A 20,057-nucleotide genomic window follows, 5' to 3' on the forward strand; every position below is an offset into this window, starting at 1 on the left:
GGTTTAGCCTATCTGCTTAATTTGTTTGAGTGCGCTTGCAACCACGAGCTCAACATCTTGTGAGATATCAACAAACAGCGCCTCACTCTCATTGGGTTCAACCAAGGTCGCGAATTGGCTTTTCAACATTTCTTGACCATTAAAGTAATGGTTTTCGCGTGCTTTGTGGCGATTCCAAATCGTATCGAAACTACCCTGAAGGTACACAATCACCAAGTCTTCATTGTTCTCACGCAGAATGTCGCGATATTGAGTTTTCAATGCAGAGCAGGCGATCACAGCACTTGGTTGTTCGATATATTGCTTATTCAGTGTTTCCAGCCATCCTTGACGATCATCGTCTGTCAGTGGAATACCTTGACGCATCTTCTCTACATTGCTTTGGGGATGGAAGTCATCCCCATCAAAAAACTGAAGCGTTAATGCTTCTGCGACACGGCTACCAATTAGGCTCTTTCCGCATCCAGATACGCCCATCACGAGTATTTTTTTGCTTTTCATAAGGCAAGCCTTCCCTAAGCCCCAACCAAAACTGGGGCTGACAATCGAATCTAATAGTTAAACTTGTGTTGCTGCTGATCGGCTCCTAAACGCTAAAACCGCTCAGGAACCTTCGCTGTTATTGCCACCAAAGCGCAAGCTGAGGGAAGATAATAACCAGTGCCAGAACCAGTACTTGAAGTGCAATGAACGGCACTAATGAAGAGAATATCTCACCCAAACTGATGTCTTTTGGTGCTACCGATTTTAGGTAGAAAGCCGCAGGACCAAACGGTGGCGATAAGAACGACACCTGCATGTTTAGACAGAACACAACACCGAACCAAACGGGGTCGAAGCCAAGGCCAGTGATGATTGGTACGAAGATTGGCATTGTTAGAAGTGCTACACCGACCCAGTCAAGGAACATGCCTAGAACCAGTAAGATAGCCATCATGATTAGTAGCGTTACTGTCGCGTTACCGCCACTGAGCGCAAGGATGGTTTCTTCAACAAAATCAATACCGCCCATTAGATTATAGATACCAACCAATGCACTTGCACCGATACCAATCCACATGATCATGCCGCAGGTACGCATGGTTGCGATGGCACTCTCTTTCAACATGCTGAAGTTCAGCTCACCACGGATCAGCGCACTGATCATGATGCCGACCACACCTAAAGCAGAAGCTTCTGTTACTGAAGCGATACCGGTGTAGATACTGCCCAACACCGTTGCTACAGAGAGCAGTGGGAAGAACAGAGCCTTGAAGTAACTAGGCTGATTTGCAATGTCTTCTTCTGTCTCATCATCACTTGGAATTGGCGCAAGAGAAGGGTTCAGCTTACAGCGAATCAATACGTAGCCGATGTAACAGCCCGCAAGGATAAACGCAGGCAAGAAAGACGCTTTGAACAGGTCGCCAATCGATACGCTGGCTGTCATGCCGTAAATGATAAGTACGATACTTGGTGGAAGCATGGTTCCAAGTGCGCCACCCGCACAAGTTGTACCGATAGCAAGCTTACGGTCATAACCCAAGCGAAGCATTTGTGGCAGTGCAAGAATACCTAGTAGTACCGTTTCACCACCGATAACGCCCGACATAGAAGCCAATAACACGGCTACCAATAACGTCTGTACTGCAACGCCACCACGAACCTTGCGGCCAACGGATTTCATTGCATCAAAAAGGTCACGCGCGATACCCGAACGGTCTAATAAAGCCGCCATCAATACGAACATGGGAACGGCGAGGAATACATAACCAGAAGCAAAGCTGTAAGTTCGGCTTGCAATCAAAGGCAATGCATCTGGACCAAACCAACACAGGGTGAAGAAAATCGCAACGAAGCCTGTTACGAAGGCCAGCTGCATACCAGTGAGTAGCAAGCCAATCATCATAACCAGCATGAGCAAACTGCCCCATGCGATACCAATAGAAGATAAATCAAACATCGTCATTCTTCCTTAGACCCATCAACTCTTGGATTAGGTGCAATACAAACTGGACAACAAGAACACACAAAACGACAAAGATCAGGCCTTTCAACAACGCAGGATAAGGCGCGTTTAACACTGAGCCAGATGTCTCAAGACGGAATTCACCCCAAGGTGCAAACCACGCTTCTTCCGCAGTAAAGTAAGCCGCGTAAGCCAGCATGCCTGCAAAGGCCAAACCAACAATGTGGTGAACAAGATTAAGATACTTACGTGTTTGGTTGGACACCGAATCGTAGATAAGAACAACACGTACATGTTTATCAGCTGCGAAAGCGTAGATGCCGCCAATAATGAAAAGGGAACCACCAATAAATGAAGCTGTCTCGTGTACCCACGTGGTTGGGGCATCAAATGCATAACGCATCACAACTTCATAAAATGAAATCAATACAGTGAAGATGAACAGCCAGCTAACAAAATTACTGATTTTTATAATGAAACGATCAAGCGCATTTTTGGGCTTTTCGTCGTTTTCAGCTGGAGCGTGAGAGGTTTTATCTGTCATGACCAAAATTTCCTGGGAGAGTAAGGGAGAGCAATACCCTCCCCCGTCAGTAAACTAAGTTTGAATTACAGTAAACCGTTTTCTTCTAGGAACACAGTCACTGAAGTGTAAACTTTTCCTGCATTATCAGAACGCTCTGCAAATACTTTCCATTGACCCTTCGCGATTTCACGGAACTTCTTACGCTCTTCTTGAGACCAGTCATGGATAGTGATTTCCGGGTTCGCTTGAGCTTCTTTAAGCGCAGCTTGATCAGCCATTTTCAGCTGAGTTGTCATGTCATAAGAGAAATCACGAACCGACGTTTGTAGAATCGTTTGTAGGTCAGCAGGCATCTTGTCCCACTTCTTCTGAGATACAGAGATATCGATAAGAGGCAGTGAGTGGAAGCCCGGTTGAACTGGGTGAGTAGCGATATCGTTCATGCCCGCTTTTTGGTTTGTTGAAAATACCGTGTAGTCCGCAGCATCGATTACGCCTTTGCTTAAACCAGTAAACACTTCAGAACCCGGCAGGTTTACTGGAGTAGCACCCGCGGCTGCAAATACTTGTTGTACTAGGCCTTCAGGTGCACGCAGTTTAAGACCTTTAAGATCCGCTACACCGTCGATTGGCTTTTTAGAAATGAATGATTCAACGCCGGTTGTTGAAGCACCAACGAAATGAACACCGTAAGGCTTGTACAGCTCAGTCATTAGCTCATTACCACCGCCGTAGTTCATGTACTGAAGCAGTTGTGTTGTGTCTGACCATGCACCAACCATGTTACCGATAAGGCCGAATGCTGGATCTTTACCAGAGAAGTAACCCGTTGCTGTGATGTGACCATCTAGGATACCCATTTTGATCGCGCCTAGCGTTTCAGTGTGCTTTACCACAGCGCCAACAGGAAGAAGATCGATATCGATACGTCCGTTAGACATCGTCTCTACGCGCTCAGCCCACTTCTGCTGAACTTTGAAGTTCAAATCACCAGATGGGTCTGAAGATTGAATCTTAAGTTTAAAGTCTGCAGCCATTGCTGAAGTAGCAAATAGACCAGTGAGGGAAGCAGCAATCAGCGTTTTAGTCAGAGCTTTCATTTGGGTATCCTTATGAGTTTCACAGAGTCCGGTTTGTTGTTATATGTTACCGGTAACGTTAAGGTGGATGTTACCGGTAACTTTACAACCTTGTCTATGAGAAGGATCACATCTTTAACATTAGTAAAACGTTTGCTATCAATAAGAAAAATGTGACTGAAAAGTCACATTATAGGTTGGAGGTGTGTTTAAATTTCCTTTAAGTCAGTGAGATAACTAAACCAGCAATAATAAAAACGACGCCTACACAGCGAGTCATGTGCCACTTTTCCTTTAAAAAGTAGATCCCCATCACTACACCGAAGATGATGCTTACTTGCCTAAGTGCCACAACCAAGCTGACGTTTTCTGTCATGGTCATTGCAAACAACACTAGGCCATAGGTCGATGCCATCATGATGCCTGCAACAGTGGATTTCTTACGTAGTATCCATGCGTTGGTAAACTCGATTCTTTGGTTGGTCACCAATAACCAAATACTCAGCGGAATCACGATCGCCCAGAACTGAATACCTAAATAGAAAACTGCTGTGTGCTTATTGGTAATGGTGGGTGTGCTTAGAGGCTCCAATAACAGAAGCGCTTCTTTATCAATAATGGAGTAACCCGTGGTACCAATAGCGGCGATTAATGCCCACAACACGCCAAGGTTCAGGTAAGCCTTGAGCCTCAGTTCAGAGAACTGTTTAAGCGGCACAAACAAACAACCCAATGTGATCAGTGCAAAACCCATCCACTGATTCGGCGACAGTTCATAGCCAATCAATACGGTACCTAAGCCAACCATTAACACCGGCAGTGCTCGTGCCATTGGGTAAATCACACCGATATCAGCTTGTTTATAGGCAGCACCCAACCCAATCAAATAAACGATTTGGCAAATCCCACTCAAGAGAACCAATTGCCAAAATGGAAGTGAGATATTTGATAACCCTACACTGTGAACATACCAAATCAAATATGGCGTCAATATCGCTGCGGCCGCAACCCCAGAGGCTAAGAAGAAAGACGAGCCCGATCCTTGATTAGATTTACCTAGAACATTCCAACCCGCATGCAGCAGAGCTGAAATGATTACGATGATGATGGCAGAGAATTCCATTTCATTCCTAAATTATTGATGAATTAGCACAACGGCTGACAACAGGTGATAAAAAAGGCCTCCGAATAAGAGACCTTTGAGCGTTTCAATTGGGCAACCCTGCATAATTGCAGGTAAGCCAACGTTATAACGTATGACTAACGCTCTAGCTGCGCGATTGACTCAATACTGATCGCGTCGTGACGCCAATATTCAATATCGCAGTCAATCAAATCACCGTTTTGATTGTAGTTAACACGCTCGACAACCATCGCCGGCGAGCCAGAAGTCGCACGCAGGGCTTGCGCCGTTTCGCCCAGTAAAGACGTTGTGCTTACTCGGTAACGGATCTTCTGATAAACCACACCAAAGTGCTCGCGGTAGATGTCAGTCAATGATTTAGACAAATCATAATCAAGCAAGTTAGGAAACAGCTCAGGTCGAATGTAGTTCGTCACATACACGACTGGCCTGTCTTCAAGGTAACGAACTCTGTCTACTCGATAAACATCCGAAAAAGGTTGAAGCTCAAGAAGCCTAGTTGCTTCCTTGGTTGCTAACATACCTTTTGCCGCGACCAACTCTGTTTTCGGCTTACGATTCTGTGACAAAGCCATGTTGGTGAAGTTTAGCGTTTGCGTCGGATCATAACGAAGCGGATCCGGTGAGATAAACCAACCACGTCGATCTTCTCGATAAATGCGCCCTTCAGCTTCAAGTGAAGACAAAGCTTCGCGCAACGTAACTCGTGTCGTATCAAACGATTCAGCCAGCTTACGTTCTGCAGGCAGCTTCTGTCGTGGCGTTAACATCCCCGACTCTATCTGCTCTACGATGACGTCTTTAATTTTTACGTACTGCACTTAATTTCCTTTCATTCTTGTTCTTGTCGTCGGCCATTCCTTGGCCAACTGCAATATAAATTGGTTCGCTAGCGTTTACGCCAAGCTTGGGTGCGTTTCTCGAATAACTTATTGATTAACATATGAATCAACTTCGCACTCGCCGCAGATATCATGATCATCACCGCCATGGCGGCCGCTGCACCGGTCTGCCCCGCATCGTCCATGTTCAATACTGAAACTGACGCAGGTATCGTATCGGTAGAATACAAGAATACTACCGCAGATGTCGTGGTAAGTGCATTAATAAACAGGTATGTCGCAATATCTAAAATCGCAGGCAGACAAACGGGCACCGTCACCTTAAAGAACAACTTGTACTGCGGTAGGTTAACTGAGGCCGCGGTTGCTTCAATTTCGTCAGGTAACTGTTTCAGCGCAGTTAACGCCGTCATATGGCCTACTGTGTAGTAATGAACCACGGTATTGATAACCAGAAACGCCATCGTGCCATACAAGAAGTTAAGTGGGTTACTCAAGTCATTAAAGTAGAAGATATACCCCAAACCCAACACCATACCCGGAACCGCCATCGGCACAACACTGAGCATCTGCATTGCCTGACGAACACGACCAAATGCTCTGCCTTTCTCAATGCAGTACGCACCTAAGAAAATCAATACGGTACCGATAATGGCAGTCCAAGCACCGAGCGTTAGAGAGTTGAAGAACGGTGTCCAACCGTAGGTACTCATCTCCGCGAAATTGTAGTTATTTAACGTGAGCACTTTGTTCCATGGCCAGAAGGTAACCATTGAACCGTATATCGCCATGCCCAACACGATAGCGACAGCAGCCGAGATGATGGTGCAATAAAGGAAACACAATCCATCACGCATCGTATTGGGCTCTGGTTGGTACGCGACAGATCGAGTGTCAAACAAGCTCTTCTGTTTCTTTTGGACCCAGCGGTCCACGGTAAACGCGAGTAATGCAGGCAATAGCAGCAAAATACTGGTCACTGCACCCATCGAGAAATTCTGTTGCCCTACCACTTGTTTAAAGGTGTCAGTCGATAGAACGTTGTAGCTGCCACCAATCACCTTTGGTACACCAAAGTCACAAACCACCAGCGTAAACACCACGATCAGAGTGCTGATCAAGCCATACTTTGCTGCAGGTAACGTCACCATGAAAAAGGTTTTGAACGATGAAGTATTGAGTGCGCGTGCCGCCTCATAAAGACGCGCATCGGACGTTATGAGTGAAGTAGTTAGAATCATCAAGGCATGTGGAAAGGTCCAGAATATCAAGCCGAGTGAGATACCAATCAAGCCGTATACCGAGTTGCCACCTAACACTTCTTTGGCGATACCTTGGTTACCAAATAAGAAGATCAGACTGATCGCAGGAAGCAACGACGGAGCTAGAATCGGCGCTGAGCCCAACACCTGAAAAAGCCCCTTGAAAGGCATGCATGAACGAGTCAACGCATAGGCATAACCAAACGCTAATGCGCCAACGACAACCGTTACCAACAGACCCAAAGTAAAGGTGTTACCTACTGATTGCCAAAGGCTTTGAGAAGAAAAGTAGGTGGCGAAGTTTTGTAAGCCTACAAAATCGCCATCTGCATTCTGAACGCTTTTCTTCAACATTGCCCAAAGTGGCATCAAGATGAATAGCGTCATGACTACGGACAAAAATGCCAAAAGCCCAAATAGAATTACGTTGTCTTTACTTAAGCGAGCAACGAAAGGTTGCATTCGTCGTTGAAAAAGCAGCTTAGATTGCATCATTTGAGTCGATTCCATGATTGTTACGCAGCCTCGTCTTTCATCGCTTGTAAGCTTTCAGAGGGATAAGCTCTCAGGCCTTCTTCATCAAACGCTACGTAACGAATATCGCTGCGACGCAGTTTCAATCGATTGAACTCTTTGACTGACACATCAACGATGATCTCTTTCGCCGTTGAATCATGTTGTAATTCGCACTCAACTCGATAGAAAGCCCCTAGGAACTCACTCGATACAATTCTGACTGGCAAAGACTCGTTAAAACGATCAACAAACTGAATTTGTTCTGGACGCACCGCGATATCAAAACGATCGCCATGCTTTGGGGTCATGTTATCTAGAACTGACAACGGTAACATCGACTCTGCAATGCGCATTTTGCCTTTCGCAGCAACAGAAGCTTGAATGAAGTTCATGCTACCAACGAATTCAGCCACAAAGCGGCTGACTGGGTTTTGGTAGATTTCTTGCGGAGCACCCACTTGTTCGATAACACCATGATTCATGACCACAATGCGGTCAGCCATGGTTAAGGCTTCATCTTGATCGTGCGTCACCATGATGGTGGTGATGCCCAACTTACGCTGCAATTGACAGATCTCATCACGCAGATGTGTTCTTACCTTCGCATCAAGAGCAGAGAGCGGCTCATCGAGGAGTAGCAAACCTGGAGACAAAGCCAGGGCAAGAGCGAGAGCCACACGTTGTTGTTGCCCACCAGACAGTTGATTCGGATATTTCTGGCCAGATGTTGGTAAGCCAATGGTTTCTAACCAAGACTCTACCGCTTCCAGAGCTTCTTTGGTCGACATCCCTTGGTTCTTCAAACCAATCGCGATGTTCTCTTCTACCGTCAGATTAGGAAACAGAGCATAAGATTGGAATACGATGCCAAAATCGCGCTTCTCAGGAGGTAGGAACGTCGTATCCGTTCCATTTTGCTCAATCGAGCCTGAGGTCGGCAAATCCAGTCCTGCAATCGCACGTAGTAGTGTCGTTTTGCCACAGCCAGATGGGCCAAGGAAACAGACGAACTCACCTTTATCGATCGATAGAGAGATGTCTTTTAACGCTGTAAATTGGCCAAATTGCTTTACAACGTTTTCAATATTCAAATAAGTTTGGTTGCTCATACTACAGCACTCTTTAAATGGTATATACCAAACTTAAACTTTGAATATTGCAGTTGAGTGACAAATTTATAGAAGCTAAGTGACAGTTATATTGCAGAAATAAAATTCATTCTAGCGGAGGATAACGCGAGTTAAACATGTTCGAATATTCAATAAGTTACAGTAAAGGGGTTGCCGTTCGAGAAATATTTAACAATAAAGGGTATTCGACGATGAAAGCCAAGTACTTTTCACCGCCTAATATCAATGGTTGTTTGTGGTTATACCTATTACTTCTACCAATACTGAAATCAGTACACCGCACACCATGGAACAGAATCCGAACGAGTGCTTAAGCATTCATGTGGATTAACTAAGTGAGGGCGGCCAGCCAATTCATAGTGTGGTAAGTCGTTGATTGAGTCGCAACCTTGCTGTTGACTAAATGCGCTATGGTAATCCTTAGCCCACTCTTTTAAGCCAACGTACTTCCCATATGGATGGTTAGGCAGACCTAAAATCTTAGTTGTATATTGACCAGACTCTTCCGTTAATTCAATACCGACAGCATTTAGAATATTGAGCCTTTTCGCCACGCATGCAGGAACGAATGAAACAACGGCAGATAAGATGACCATCGGCTGATCTTGTGTTTTTGACGACCAACTCTCACGCATAACTTGAGGGAAGATCTTGCTCAGAACTTTACGATCAATGCACTCTTCTAATAAAGCACACACCTCTTGGTGTGTTTTATTGTTGAGTGGGCGAGTAACAAATGTAAGATAAGCCTCTTCATTAAGAATCCCTTGAACATATAACGTCATTAAGCGACGTTCTTCGTTCAAAAAACTAGGATCATTAACCAAGCCTTTCTCAACCAAAAATTCGTTCCAAATCATGGCACTGTTACCATCCATGAGTGCTTCTTCTAGATCCAATACATACAGAGGGGTCGTCACATCAATTCTCACTTCAAATCAAATTTCACTTCGAGCTCAGCTTTTTCTTAAAAACCAACCTTGTTTCAAACCTATTCTGACTTCCAAAATTACCGTTACTTCCAAACTACTGTTACTTCCAAAACGACTTAGACTTAACTGGCAATGAGCAATCTAAACCAAATATTTACTTCACCTTGTCGGCTTTACCTGCCGCACCCGCGAGCTTTGCCAATTGTTTATCCAGCCACAATGGCGTGTTACCAGAATCTTCCGCGTTCTCTTTTCTGCGTACCGCATCGCGAACCATCATGGCGCCCACCCAACGGAATGGCTCTGACGGGAAATGACCAAGCGGTCCTTTGGTTAGTTCGCAGCAGCTCCAAGCGTTGTCAGTTCCAAGTACCATAGACGATAAAACCTTCCCGCCCATACGAGTTTGTGCAACACCATTGCCTGAGTAACCGAGCCCATAATAGATATTGTTCTGGCCTTTTAGATTACCGAAAAATGGTAATCCTGTTACTGAACGATCCGATCCCCCCGACCAGTTGTAATCAAATTCATTCTGCTCAAGCTTTGGGAAGAGTTTTTGGAAGGATTGATTCAGAATCGGCAGATAGTTTGTCTTTTGGTTAAACATGCTTTCAACTTGATTAGCAAACGAGAATTTATTGCCACCTTTACCCAGCATCAATCGTCCATCTTGGGTGTCTCGGTAGTAGTGGACAAAGATACGTGAATCCACCACTGCCGCTCCTTTCTCAGGACCAAATTGCTGGAGCTTTTCAGGGATGGGCTTAGTGACGACCATGTCTGATGAAACAACCACAATACTACGTTTAAACTCTTTAAAGTGATCGAGCATCCATGCGTTGAGCGCCAAAATCACTTTATCGGTAAATACAGATCCACCCTTGGTTTGGATTCGAGCTGGGGCTCCATAATCAAGCGAAGTCATCTCTGTGTTCTCGTGAATCTCAACACCTAATTCAATGGCAACTCGACGTAAACCTCTCGCCAATAATGCTGGCTGCACACTACCTGCGGCTTCTGAGTAATAACCTTCAATATGACGCTCTGATCCCGCTTTATCAGACAAAGACTCGTCGCACTTCTTCCAACTATTAATGCCCTGCTTAACCAACTCATTCACAACAGGTTGCATACCACCTTTTTGTGCTTCATTGGTTGCCGTGTAATACGTCCCGCTGCGGTACAAATGTGCGTCTATGTTGTGCTCATTACAGAAAGCTTCGATCTCGTAAATGACCTTTTCCGATTCTTTAACTAGCCATTTTGCTTGATCTTTTCCGTAGAGCTTTTTCAACGTTGGATACTTAGTCGACCACGTCAGCATACAACCACCGTTCGCACCAGAAGCACCACTGCCACACAAGCCTTTTTCAATCACCACAACATGTTTTTGAGGTTGCTGTTGTTTAATTAAAATTGCCGTCCATAACCCTGTGTAACCACCGCCGACAATCGCAATGTCGCAGTTGATGTCTTTTTGAAGTGGGTTGGCTGATTCTAACCCTGCGTTGATGCTGCCAAATTCTTTTTCTAGTGCTTGCTTGAACCAATATGAGTAGTGTTTTGTCATTTGTTGTACCTTACCTAAGACTTAAAGGCGTAAAACTAAAAAAGGAAGACCGAAGCCTTCCTTTACTGATTACTAACTTCTAACGAACTAAATTGTTAATTGAATGAGTAGTTCGATAGATTAAGATTTTGGCTCTGATTTAGCGTCGAACTTCTCAGACCATGTTTTCAATACGTCTGCACGCTCGCTGCCCATGCGTGCAAAGTCCATTTTTGCCATGTTCTTTTCAACATTAGGGAAGTTATCAATTATTGCCGTCACCTCTTGGTGGCCAACAACTGGGTACATTTCGATGTAGAGTTCATTTGCTGCTTTAGAGATAGACCAGTCAACAACGCGCTGCGCAGCATCCGAAGGCTTAACAAGACCAACCGCTTCAGATTCCCAACCAATACCCTCAGGTGTAATCACAGATAGCGGTGCACCTTGAGTTTTAAGCTTAGCGCCGCGGCTTGCCATCGAGATACCGATAGCAACTTCACCCATGCCCGCTTGAACACACGGCTTAGAACCAGAGTGCGTGTAGTGAGCGATGTTTTGGTCTAGCTTCTGCATGTAGTTCCAACCTTGGTCTTCACCCATGTTTTGTAACCAAGCCGAAACCTGCATGTAACCCGTACCAGAAGACGCTGGGTTTGGCATCGCAATGTAGCCTTTGTAAATCGGCTTAGTGAGATCTTCCCAAGATTTAGGTGCTGGTAGGTTAAGTTGTTTTGCTACCGCTTCGTTGAAACAAACCGCATTGAAAAATGCATCATTGCCATACCAAGCTTGTGTCGATTGCGGGTCGTTGAGGTTTGCACGCAGCGCCTCCACACCTTGAGTAGTGTAAGGCTTAAGAATGCCCTCTTCTTTGAGCAAAGCCATTGAAGAACCCGCAAGGCCCCACACCACTTCTGCACGAGGGTTGTTTTTCTCAGCCAACAATTTTGCCGTCATGATTCCTGTTGAATCACGAACCCATTTGATGTTGATGTCTGGGTTTTCGCTTTCAAAAGCATTTTTGTATTTCGCTAAGATGTCGGTTTCAAAAGCGGTGTAAACCGTCACTTCCTGTGCCGCATAAGCGTTACCAGCTAATAGAGTGACTAATGCTGCAAGTGATCCTTTCATAAAACGGTTTTTCATCATTTTCTCCAGTCAGGCCCGATGCCAAAGTTAGAAATTTGAAGTCCCATCAAGAGATGGCTATATCCATAAATTCATTTATGTTGTTGGCACAAATCCGAATTGGTATGTACCAGATTTCAATTGTTAAGTTAACTAGCTTTTATGACGGTTAAATGAACAAAAAATGGCAGTTTAAAGATCGGTTAATTTCTCAGGGCAAGGGATTAATTTTTATATGAAGCTTTTGTGAAAATGGTATTTGGGCTATTTACGACGGTTTAAATTGGTTGTTAAAGTAATTACACAAATTGGTATAGTCCAATAAAAATCGCGAGAAATTGAACATGAGAAACGATTACTTATTACTGACACCGGGCCCACTATCGACTTCTGAAACCGTTCGCCAAGCGATGCTTAAAGATTGGTGTACTTGGGATGATGAATACAACAAAGACATTGTTGAAGTGATTCGTAGCAAGCTTGTGAATTTAGCGACTAAACAAGCGGGATACACGAGCGTATTAATGCAAGGTAGCGGCACTGCTTCAGTTGAAGCAACAATCGGTAGCGTTATCTCTAGGGCGTGTTGATCTTTGCTGTACATTCCGTGTTCAACAATACATCGGTAGCCACATTAACATGAATGCCAGTGATAACATGCTGGCATAATTCCTTTCTAGCTTGTCATATCTACTTGAAATAGCTCGATAATGCTTAATTCTCCCAAAGGCATTTTCGACCAAGTGACGATACTTGTATAGACACCAATCCATACTGTCTTTGTCTATATCTTGTCCGTAATTGCGTTTAGCAATTACTGTTTCTCCGCCACGTTCCTTAACAAAAGTACCGAAAAGTTCGCTGTCATATCCTTTATCACAAACGATGGTATTAACTTCATCGAGTTGCTCAACTAAGCTTTCGGCATGCACTATATCGTGGCGTTGTCCCTCTGATAAATCAAAGCAAATCGGCAGGCCACCACTATCTACAGCTAAGTGAATTTTGGTTGAGTTGCCCCCGCGACTTTTTCCTATTTGCTCTGAACTTTCAGTAGCTGCACCTGTACTATGCTGATGCGCTCTAACTATAGAGCCATCAAGAAATACCCATTCAAAGTCAGCCATGCTAGATAAGCTTTTGAAAAGATTATCTAAAATCCCTTTCTTTGACCAAAGATTAAATCGTCTGTAAACGGTACTCCACTCTCCGAACTTAGAGGGTAGATCTCGCCAAGGAATACCTGTTCTCATTCGATAAAGTATTCCTTCAAATGTCATTCGATGTTCAGTTTTATCGTAAATACGACCTGTACTTTTCATAACTTGGAGTAGCAGTTCCCAGCGAATATCAGTTAGCATTGTTCTTGGCATTGTTCTTGGCATGGTATTGGTTATGGTTTTACTTTTGGCGAAGCAAATTATAACTCTTTACCATGCTGTTCAAAAAACACTCACGAAAGATCAACACGCCCTAACAGCGGTAAGCTTCTTGTTGTCGATAACGGTGCGTACGGCGCTCGTATTGCTCAAATCGCAAAATATTTAAACATTCCATACCATGTCGTTTCTCCTGGTGAAACATCACAGCCTGACTTGAACGAAATGGAAACGACATTGGCCATGGATTCAGACATCACTCATGTTGCGATTGTGCATTGTGAGACCACCACTGGCATGCTGAATCCAATTGATGCCATTGCTAAATTGGCAAAACTTCACAACAAGACTGTCATTCTTGATGCAATGTCGAGCTTTGGTGGCATCCCTATGGATATTGCAGACTTAGGTATCGATTACATGATCAGCTCAGCTAACAAGTGCATCCAAGGTGTGCCTGGCTTCGGCTTTGTCATTGCTAAGCAATCGGAACTGGAAAAGTGTCAAGGCCAAGCTCGCTCACTAAGCCTCGACCTGTTTGACCAATGGCACTGCATGGAAATTAATCATGGTAAATGGCGCTTCACCTCCCCGACTCACACGGTGCGTGCTTTCTACCAAGCTCTGCTTGAGCTTGAACAAGAAGGCGGCATTGAAGCTCGTCATGATCGTTATCAAACCAACCAAACCACGTTAGTTGCTGGCATGCGCTCTCTAGGGTTTGAGCCTCAGTTAAATGATGACCTTCATTCACCTATCATCACCTCTTTCTACTCTCCAACACACAGCGATTACCAATTTAAAGAGTTCTATGGTCGCTTGAAAGAACAAGGTTTTGTGATTTACCCGGGCAAAGTTTCAAACGCAGACTGCTTCCGAATCGGTAACATTGGCGAAGTGTATCCGTCAGACATTGAAGCCCTCATTGGCGCAGTAAAAAACGCTATGTACTGGGACATCAAATAATGACGACGACCAATCAAGAGCCAATTCTAAAGGCCACACACTTTCGAAGCGAAGGCGATGTGAACACCACGCCAGCACGCGAAAAATGGAACGAATCGCTAAACGATGATGCGACTCAAGCAATGTTAAAGCGTGACTCTGACGTGTTTCTTCATCAAGCCATGTCAACACCTTGCCTAGACACACTTGAAGCCGCAGAAGGCATTTACATTCAGGATGCGACGGGCAAAAAATATATGGACTTTCATGGTAATAATGCCCATCAACTAGGTTATGGCCACCCGCACATCATCAATAAAGTGACTCAGCAAATGGCCTCATTGCCGTTTTCACCACGTCGCTTTACCAATGACACAGCCGTGCAATGCGCTGAAAAGCTAACACAGATCTGCGGTGGTGATTTAAATCGCGTGCTGTTTGCACCGGGTGGCACCTCTGTGATTGGTATGGCACTCAAGTTAGCTCGACATGTCACCAACAACTTCAAAGTTGTTTCATTGTGGGATTCATTCCATGGCGCGTCATTGGATGCTATCTCTGTCGGCGGCGAAGCTTGTTTCCGCGAAGGCATGGGCCCGTTAATGGCTGGCGTAGAACGTATCCCACCGGCAGTCTCGTATCGTGGTGCTTTCCCCCTTAATGACTCTTTATCGCGTCGCGGGCAAAACTCAGGCGGTGAAAGTGAGACCTCATATGATGTTCACTATGCCGATTACCTTGAGTACGTGATTGAAAAAGAGGGTGGTATTGGAGCCTTCATTGCAGAAGCTGTGCGTAACACCGATGTTCAAGTACCAAGCAAAGCTTACTGGAAGCGAATCCGGGAGATCTGTGATAAGCACAATGTCATGCTAATCATTGATGATATTCCAAATGGTATCGGTCGTAGCGGCGAGTGGTTTACTCACCAAGCATTTGATGTCGAACCTGACATCCTATGTATTGGTAAAGGTTTTGGCGGTGGCTTGGTGCCAATTGCCGCCATGGTCACCAAAAATAAATACAATACGGCAGCAAAAGTATCGCTTGGGCATTACACCCATGAGAAAAGCCCAATTGGCTGCGCAGCTGCACTGGCAACCATGGAAGTGATTGAGCAAGAGAATTTGCTTGAAAGAGTACAAGCGGACAGTGCATTCATGCGTGAGCAACTACTTAAAATGAAAAAGAAATACCCAGTCATTGGCGACGTTCGCGGTATCGGGCTGCTTTGGGGCGTTGAGTTGGTCACCGACCATATCACCAAAACCCGAGCGTTCGACGAAGCGGAAGCCGTACTTTATCAGTGTCTGAACGATGGCCTGAGCTTTAAGGTGTCGCAAGGAAATGTGATTCAGTTAAGCCCACCATTGATCATCAGCCGTAGCGAGCTAGAAGCCGCTTTGGCTGTCTTCGAAAATGCGATAGCAGAAGTCTGTAAAGACTTTGAATACCTTTAAAACAACATTAAATCAATAACCTAAAATATCATTCGTCCCTCCCGTGCTTTTAAATGGGAGTGGCAAGAAAGGACACCACTATGAACACAACATCACCTATCCAAGCGGTTATCTTTGACTGGGCCGGCACTATCGTTGATTTTGGATCGTTTGCTCCAACCAGCATCTTCGTTGAAGCATTCAAACAAGGTTTCGACTTTGACATTGACTTAGCAGAAGCTCGTGAACCTATGGGCATCGGCAAATGGGATCACATCCAAGCAGTGGGTCGAATCCCTGCAGTTGATGCGCGTTGGAATGCTCAATTTGGGCGTTCGATGACGAGTGAAGACGTTGATGCAATCTACGCGGCATTCATGCCTCTTCAGAAAGCCAAAGTTGCCGACCACGCCGCGCCAATTTTAAACGCGATTGAAGTAGTAAATAACCTAAAAGAGAAAAGCGTAAAGATCGGTTCTTGTTCCGGTTACCCACGTGAAGTAATGGATGTTCTGATTCCTGCAGCAGCAGATTACGGCTATCGTCCAGACAATATCGTTGCAACCGATGATTTACCTCAAGGTGGTCGCCCTGCACCATTCATGGCACTTAAAAACGTGATTGATCTGGGCGTAACAAACGTTGCAGCCTGTGTAAAAGTGGATGACGCAGCCCCGGGCATTGATGAGGGTCACAACGCAGGCATGTGGACGGTAGGCCTTGTTTTATCAGGCAACGAAGCAGGATTAACTTACCAAGAATACTTAAACGCAGATAAAGCTACGCTTACAGCAGCTCGTGAAAAAGCGAGCGTTAAGCTAAACAAATCAAACCCACACTATCTAATCGACACCATCGCCGACTTGCCTGAAGTCATTGCTGATATCGAAAAGCGCTTATTGGCTGGTGAGCGTCCATAAAGACACTCACCTGTCTACTCATACAAGCCTCAGTACAAAACGAAAGCCTCGCATTACCTTTACATAAAGTGATGCGAGGTTTCTTCATTTCCAATATTTGAGACGGCATTTAATTGACAAGAACGCCTGTAAATAGCACTTTGAATATATAAATCTTAACAACTTTATTGACTCCCACAAGCAATCATACTAACAATATATTAACAGTTCCAATATATATTCGAACTGAATCAACGCCTTGATTTATTTAAATTTGCAGTGTACTTATCAGTAAGAAATTGTTTTAAAGGGCTGATTCAGATAACAATAAGAGTTAATCCAAGGATAAGATTGTGAAAAAACTCTCAAAGATTATGTGCGCCGTCATTGCAGCTTCAGGCTTTGCTGCTGCCCCGTCAATCTCTGCAACCACTTATGTTGGTGCGAAAGTCGGGATGGGGTGGCTAGACAGCGCGTGCGTTAGCGGTGAAAAGTGTAATGATGATGCTATCGGTGCAGGCATCTATTCTGGATACAGACTTAATGAGAGACTTGGTATCGAACTTAGTTCCGACTTCTTGGGTGACTACAAGACGAGCTTTTCAAAAAATGGAACAACAGCTACATTCAGTGACCCCTTGATCGCGATATCACTAACACCAATGTACCGTCTACCTATACAACAAAAGTTTGATGTCTTTTTCAAAGCAGGTCCTGCATACATTTCACACGGCGGTGAAGATGATTTTGTATTATCCGCTGGTATTGGTCTAGAAAAGCAATTATCCCCTGATTGGGCGCTTCGTCTTGAATACCAATATTTTGATGATTTCGACGACAAATTTGTACAAAACCTAAACTCAAACCTCCTATCTATAGGCATAAGTTACAGTTTTGGCACAGGTACTGCCACAGCGGCGGCAGCAGTAACTCAAGCCCCGTCTGAACCAATCACAGAGCCAGAAACTGTGGTTGTTGAAGAGGAAGCTGAGGTAGTAGTTATCAAAGCACAAACTGAGAGCTTCTCTCAAGGCACATTTGCGACTAACAGCACAGTGCTTTCTGAAGAAGGTAAAGCAGCAATACTACCAATTGTGGAGGTCTTGCAAACATACCCTCAGTCTACCGTTAATATTGTTGGTCACACCGATTCAACAGGTGCTGCTGAGTACAACATGATGATCTCTAAAAAACGTGCGGCAGCAGTAGCAGCATACATCGAAGGGCGAGGCATTAATTCAAGCCGTATTACCGCTTCTGGTGAAGGGGAAGAGAACCCTATAGCATCAAACGATACGGTTGAAGGTCGTGCGCAAAACCGTCGTGTTGAAGCAACAATTTCAAGCTTTGAGTACCAGGAAAAAGTCCAAGTTGAAGAAACTGTCGTAGAAACGGCTGAATAATAGCCCTCTACATTAGCCGAAATAAACAAGGGCGAAGTACTCGAGGTGCTCGCCCTTTTCTTTAACTGTCGCTTACTCTGAGCCGTAAGTAGAAAAGTAACGCCCTACCACCAAGCTCAAGCTCTACAATCAGAAGACTAGATAATTTCCCAGCTGTGCGTCATTTCAACACCAGTACCTAGCATTAGGCACACTGAACAGTATTTCTCTAATGAATCAGCGCATACTTTTGCAATCAACTCAGGATCAAGGTTGTCACCTGAAACTTCAAAGTGAATGTTAATCGCAGTGAAGATTTTTGGTGCGGTTTCACGACGTGTAGTTTCAAGCTTTGCGTTACAACCTGTAATGTTTTGACCAGCAGATTTCAATCCATCTACCACATCAACAGAGCTACAACCACCAGCGGCCATAAGGACCATTTCCATCGGGCTTGGTGCCGTTGCACCACCGCTGCCATCCATAACAATAGAGTGGCCTGATTGAGATTGCCCCAAGAATTTAAAACCTTCGACCCATTTAACTTCTGCTTGCATGCTGTTCCTTAGATGACAGATAACCGCCATCACTGTCTGTTATTTACTGTTAGTACCGACACCCTACTACTGGCAGCATTCATGAGCAACATTTTCTCTAACACATATTTTTTCATGAATGGTGCAATTTTTTCCATCTAAAACCTGTCTCTATTCGTACATTCAAAATCGAATGAAAAAGAACGTCAAGATGAGGTATCTATGAATAAATTATCTAAAATATTGGTATCACTCGTGGTTGCACTACCACTGATTTCGTTGTTTGTCAGCCAAACTGGTACTGCCAATACAATGGATAAAACGGCTAATTCAGGGAAAAGTGAAATCGCAACACTCGCGGGCGGTTGTTTTTGGTGTACGGAGTCTGATCTAGAGAAACTAAAAGGCGTAACAGACGTCGTCTCTGGCTATTCTGGTGGCAAGCTAGAAAACCCAACCTACAAACAAGTTTCTTCAGGCAAGTCTGGTCACATCGAAGTGATCAACGTGACCTATAACCCTGATGTTGTCAGCTATGAACAAGTTCTTGACCAATTCTTCCGACATATAGATCCAACCGATGACAAAGGGTCATTCGTAGACCGTGGTCCGCAATATAGACCTGCCATTTTCTATCATAACCAAGAGCAAAAAGACGTTGCTCAGAACTTTATAATGGAGATCGACAAGGCTCAAATCTTTGGTTCACCACTAAAAACAGAACTGATCAAATTTGAGAAGTTCTGGCCAGCAGAAGATTACCATCAAGATTATTACAAAAAGACTAAGGTTCGTTATAACTACTACCGCTACGCTTCTGGTCGTGATCAGTACCTAGATAAAGTCTTCGGTGATGATAGAAAAGAAAATCCGAAAACGATCCGTCAGATCATCGATGGTAAGCATGCAACAGCGAATGCTAAAACCTACGTTAAGCCTTCTGATGCTGAAATCAAAGCGAAGCTTACAGCACTTCAATACGATGTAACGCAAGAAGACGCGACTGAGCGCCCGTTTGACAACAAATACTGGGATAACAAGCAAGAAGGTATTTACGTTGATATCGTAACGGGTGAGCCTTTATTCTCTTCAAAAGACAAATACAAATCAGGTACAGGTTGGCCGAGCTTTACACAGCCAATTAGCGAGGCTTACGTCGTAACAACTACTGACTACAAGCTGCTTTATCCAAGAACAGAGGTTCGCAGTAAATTTGGTGACTCTCACCTCGGGCATGTCTTTAAAGATGGTCCAAAACCAACAGGTTTACGCTACTGCATGAACTCAGCCGCTATGCGATTTATCCCAGCAGATAAATTGGCTGAAGAAGGCTACGAAGAATATATAGAAATGTTCGAAGGCTAACAGCTAAGAAATTAGAGCTACACCTATAACAACAAAGCCAGCATATCGCT

At 44.5% G+C, this 20,057-nt stretch carries 17 protein-coding genes and 2 pseudogenes; 6 read left to right on the forward strand and 13 right to left on the reverse strand.

The genetic code is table 11. The features are described 5' to 3' along the window. Window positions 1–3: 3 nt before the first annotated feature. The 11 genes from ACMAZD_RS23485 to ACMAZD_RS23535 all read right to left on the reverse strand — a co-directional run bounded on the left by ACMAZD_RS23485 (window position 4) and on the right by ACMAZD_RS23535 (window position 12,083). Window positions 4–501, reverse strand: a complete 498-nt coding sequence (locus ACMAZD_RS23485) for a gluconokinase (RefSeq protein WP_435249700.1) — start codon at window positions 499–501, stop codon at window positions 4–6. Between the two features lie 118 nt (window positions 502–619). After that, on the reverse strand, window positions 620–1,942 hold the full coding sequence (locus ACMAZD_RS23490; protein WP_435249701.1) for a TRAP transporter large permease: 1,323 nt from the start codon (window positions 1,940–1,942) through the stop codon (window positions 620–622). Next, the gene (locus ACMAZD_RS23495; protein ID WP_435249702.1) at window positions 1,935–2,492 is read right to left on the reverse strand and encodes a TRAP transporter small permease subunit; all 558 of its coding nucleotides are present in this window, start codon (window positions 2,490–2,492) and stop codon (window positions 1,935–1,937) included. Before ACMAZD_RS23495 ends, ACMAZD_RS23490 begins: the two co-directional genes overlap by 8 nt. Window positions 2,493–2,557: 65 nt before the next feature. Further along, window positions 2,558–3,574 (reverse strand): TRAP transporter substrate-binding protein, encoded by a 1,017-nt coding sequence (locus ACMAZD_RS23500; protein WP_435249703.1) that lies wholly within the window; start codon window positions 3,572–3,574, stop codon window positions 2,558–2,560. A 199-nt stretch (window positions 3,575–3,773) separates the two neighbouring features. Next, window positions 3,774–4,676: a multidrug transporter gene (locus ACMAZD_RS23505; protein WP_435249704.1), complete on the reverse strand. Its 903-nt coding sequence runs from the start codon at window positions 4,674–4,676 to the stop codon at window positions 3,774–3,776. Between the two features lie 137 nt (window positions 4,677–4,813). Next, window positions 4,814–5,518: a phosphonate utilization transcriptional regulator PhnR gene (gene phnR / locus ACMAZD_RS23510; RefSeq protein WP_102433816.1), complete on the reverse strand. Its 705-nt coding sequence runs from the start codon at window positions 5,516–5,518 to the stop codon at window positions 4,814–4,816. Between the two features lie 68 nt (window positions 5,519–5,586). Next, complete coding sequence (locus tag ACMAZD_RS23515) at window positions 5,587–7,296, reverse strand: putative 2-aminoethylphosphonate ABC transporter permease subunit (protein WP_435249705.1); 1,710 nt, start codon at window positions 7,294–7,296, stop codon at window positions 5,587–5,589. 20 nt (window positions 7,297–7,316) lie between these two features. Continuing rightward, window positions 7,317–8,426: a putative 2-aminoethylphosphonate ABC transporter ATP-binding protein gene (locus ACMAZD_RS23520; RefSeq protein WP_435249706.1), complete on the reverse strand. Its 1,110-nt coding sequence runs from the start codon at window positions 8,424–8,426 to the stop codon at window positions 7,317–7,319. Window positions 8,427–8,716: 290 nt separating this feature from the next. Then, window positions 8,717–9,367: a haloacid dehalogenase-like hydrolase gene (locus ACMAZD_RS23525; RefSeq protein WP_435249707.1), complete on the reverse strand. Its 651-nt coding sequence runs from the start codon at window positions 9,365–9,367 to the stop codon at window positions 8,717–8,719. A 166-nt stretch (window positions 9,368–9,533) separates the two neighbouring features. Then, window positions 9,534–10,952 (reverse strand): FAD-dependent oxidoreductase, encoded by a 1,419-nt coding sequence (locus tag ACMAZD_RS23530; protein ID WP_435249708.1) that lies wholly within the window; start codon window positions 10,950–10,952, stop codon window positions 9,534–9,536. 120 nt (window positions 10,953–11,072) lie between these two features. Beyond that, a complete protein-coding gene (locus ACMAZD_RS23535) occupies window positions 11,073–12,083 on the reverse strand; it encodes a putative 2-aminoethylphosphonate ABC transporter substrate-binding protein (RefSeq protein WP_435249709.1) in 1,011 nt (336 codons plus the stop codon). Window positions 12,084–12,406: 323 nt separating this feature from the next. On the opposite strand from ACMAZD_RS23535, the pseudogene ACMAZD_RS23540 reads away from it, so the two are divergent. Next, window positions 12,407–12,643: pseudogene (locus ACMAZD_RS23540) on the forward strand (2-aminoethylphosphonate--pyruvate transaminase); the annotation flags it as partial. A gap of 30 nt (window positions 12,644–12,673) precedes the next feature. Here ACMAZD_RS23540 and ACMAZD_RS23545 read toward each other — a convergent pair. Beyond that, window positions 12,674–13,435: an IS5 family transposase gene (locus ACMAZD_RS23545; protein WP_435250535.1), complete on the reverse strand. Its 762-nt coding sequence runs from the start codon at window positions 13,433–13,435 to the stop codon at window positions 12,674–12,676. A gap of 105 nt (window positions 13,436–13,540) precedes the next feature. Between ACMAZD_RS23545 and phnW the strand changes: the two are divergent. The 4 genes and pseudogenes from phnW to ACMAZD_RS23565 all read left to right on the forward strand — a co-directional run. Next, window positions 13,541–14,407, forward strand: a pseudogene (gene phnW / locus ACMAZD_RS23550) (2-aminoethylphosphonate--pyruvate transaminase); the annotation flags it as partial. Continuing rightward, window positions 14,407–15,846, forward strand: coding sequence for an aspartate aminotransferase family protein (locus ACMAZD_RS23555; RefSeq protein ID WP_435249710.1), 1,440 nt, complete (start codon window positions 14,407–14,409; stop codon window positions 15,844–15,846). The pseudogene phnW and the gene ACMAZD_RS23555, both read left to right, overlap by 1 nt. 80 nt (window positions 15,847–15,926) lie before the next feature. Then, window positions 15,927–16,745 carry a phosphonoacetaldehyde hydrolase gene (gene phnX, locus ACMAZD_RS23560; protein WP_435249711.1) on the forward strand — a complete coding sequence of 273 codons (819 nt, stop codon included), beginning with the start codon at window positions 15,927–15,929 and terminating at the stop codon, window positions 16,743–16,745. A 332-nt stretch (window positions 16,746–17,077) separates the two neighbouring features. Next, a complete protein-coding gene (locus ACMAZD_RS23565; protein ID WP_435249712.1) occupies window positions 17,078–18,127 on the forward strand; it encodes an OmpA family protein in 1,050 nt (349 codons plus the stop codon). A gap of 137 nt (window positions 18,128–18,264) precedes the next feature. Here ACMAZD_RS23565 and ACMAZD_RS23570 read toward each other — a convergent pair whose 3' ends face one another. Continuing rightward, entirely contained in the window at window positions 18,265–18,663 is a 399-nt protein-coding gene (locus tag ACMAZD_RS23570; protein ID WP_435249713.1) for an OsmC family protein, read from the reverse strand. A 201-nt stretch (window positions 18,664–18,864) separates the two neighbouring features. On the opposite strand from ACMAZD_RS23570, the gene msrB reads away from it, so the two are divergent. Then, complete coding sequence (gene msrB, locus ACMAZD_RS23575; RefSeq protein WP_435249714.1) at window positions 18,865–20,007, forward strand: peptide-methionine (R)-S-oxide reductase MsrB; 1,143 nt, start codon at window positions 18,865–18,867, stop codon at window positions 20,005–20,007. Window positions 20,008–20,057: the final 50 nt, after the last annotated feature.

The sequence above is a fragment of the Vibrio sp. nBUS_14 genome (assembly GCF_051201655.1).
Taxonomy (GTDB): domain Bacteria; phylum Pseudomonadota; class Gammaproteobacteria; order Enterobacterales; family Vibrionaceae; genus Vibrio.

Coding starts and splice junctions, on each gene's coding strand:
- msrB (WP_435249714.1), top strand. CDS start 18,865: ATGAATAAATTATCTAAAATATTGGTATCACTCGTGGTTGCACTACCA.
- ACMAZD_RS23495 (WP_435249702.1), bottom strand. CDS start 2,492: ATGACAGATAAAACCTCTCACGCTCCAGCTGAAAACGACGAAAAGCCC.
- ACMAZD_RS23515 (WP_435249705.1), bottom strand. CDS start 7,296: ATGATGCAATCTAAGCTGCTTTTTCAACGACGAATGCAACCTTTCGTT.
- ACMAZD_RS23500 (WP_435249703.1), bottom strand. CDS start 3,574: ATGAAAGCTCTGACTAAAACGCTGATTGCTGCTTCCCTCACTGGTCTA.
- ACMAZD_RS23535 (WP_435249709.1), bottom strand. CDS start 12,083: ATGATGAAAAACCGTTTTATGAAAGGATCACTTGCAGCATTAGTCACT.
- ACMAZD_RS23570 (WP_435249713.1), bottom strand. CDS start 18,663: ATGCAAGCAGAAGTTAAATGGGTCGAAGGTTTTAAATTCTTGGGGCAA.
- ACMAZD_RS23490 (WP_435249701.1), bottom strand. CDS start 1,942: ATGTTTGATTTATCTTCTATTGGTATCGCATGGGGCAGTTTGCTCATG.
- ACMAZD_RS23545 (WP_435250535.1), bottom strand. CDS start 13,435: ATGCCAAGAACAATGCTAACTGATATTCGCTGGGAACTGCTACTCCAA.
- phnX (WP_435249711.1), top strand. CDS start 15,927: ATGAACACAACATCACCTATCCAAGCGGTTATCTTTGACTGGGCCGGC.
- ACMAZD_RS23555 (WP_435249710.1), top strand. CDS start 14,407: ATGACGACGACCAATCAAGAGCCAATTCTAAAGGCCACACACTTTCGA.
- ACMAZD_RS23530 (WP_435249708.1), bottom strand. CDS start 10,952: ATGACAAAACACTACTCATATTGGTTCAAGCAAGCACTAGAAAAAGAA.
- ACMAZD_RS23485 (WP_435249700.1), bottom strand. CDS start 501: ATGAAAAGCAAAAAAATACTCGTGATGGGCGTATCTGGATGCGGAAAG.
- ACMAZD_RS23520 (WP_435249706.1), bottom strand. CDS start 8,426: ATGAGCAACCAAACTTATTTGAATATTGAAAACGTTGTAAAGCAATTT.
- ACMAZD_RS23505 (WP_435249704.1), bottom strand. CDS start 4,676: ATGGAATTCTCTGCCATCATCATCGTAATCATTTCAGCTCTGCTGCAT.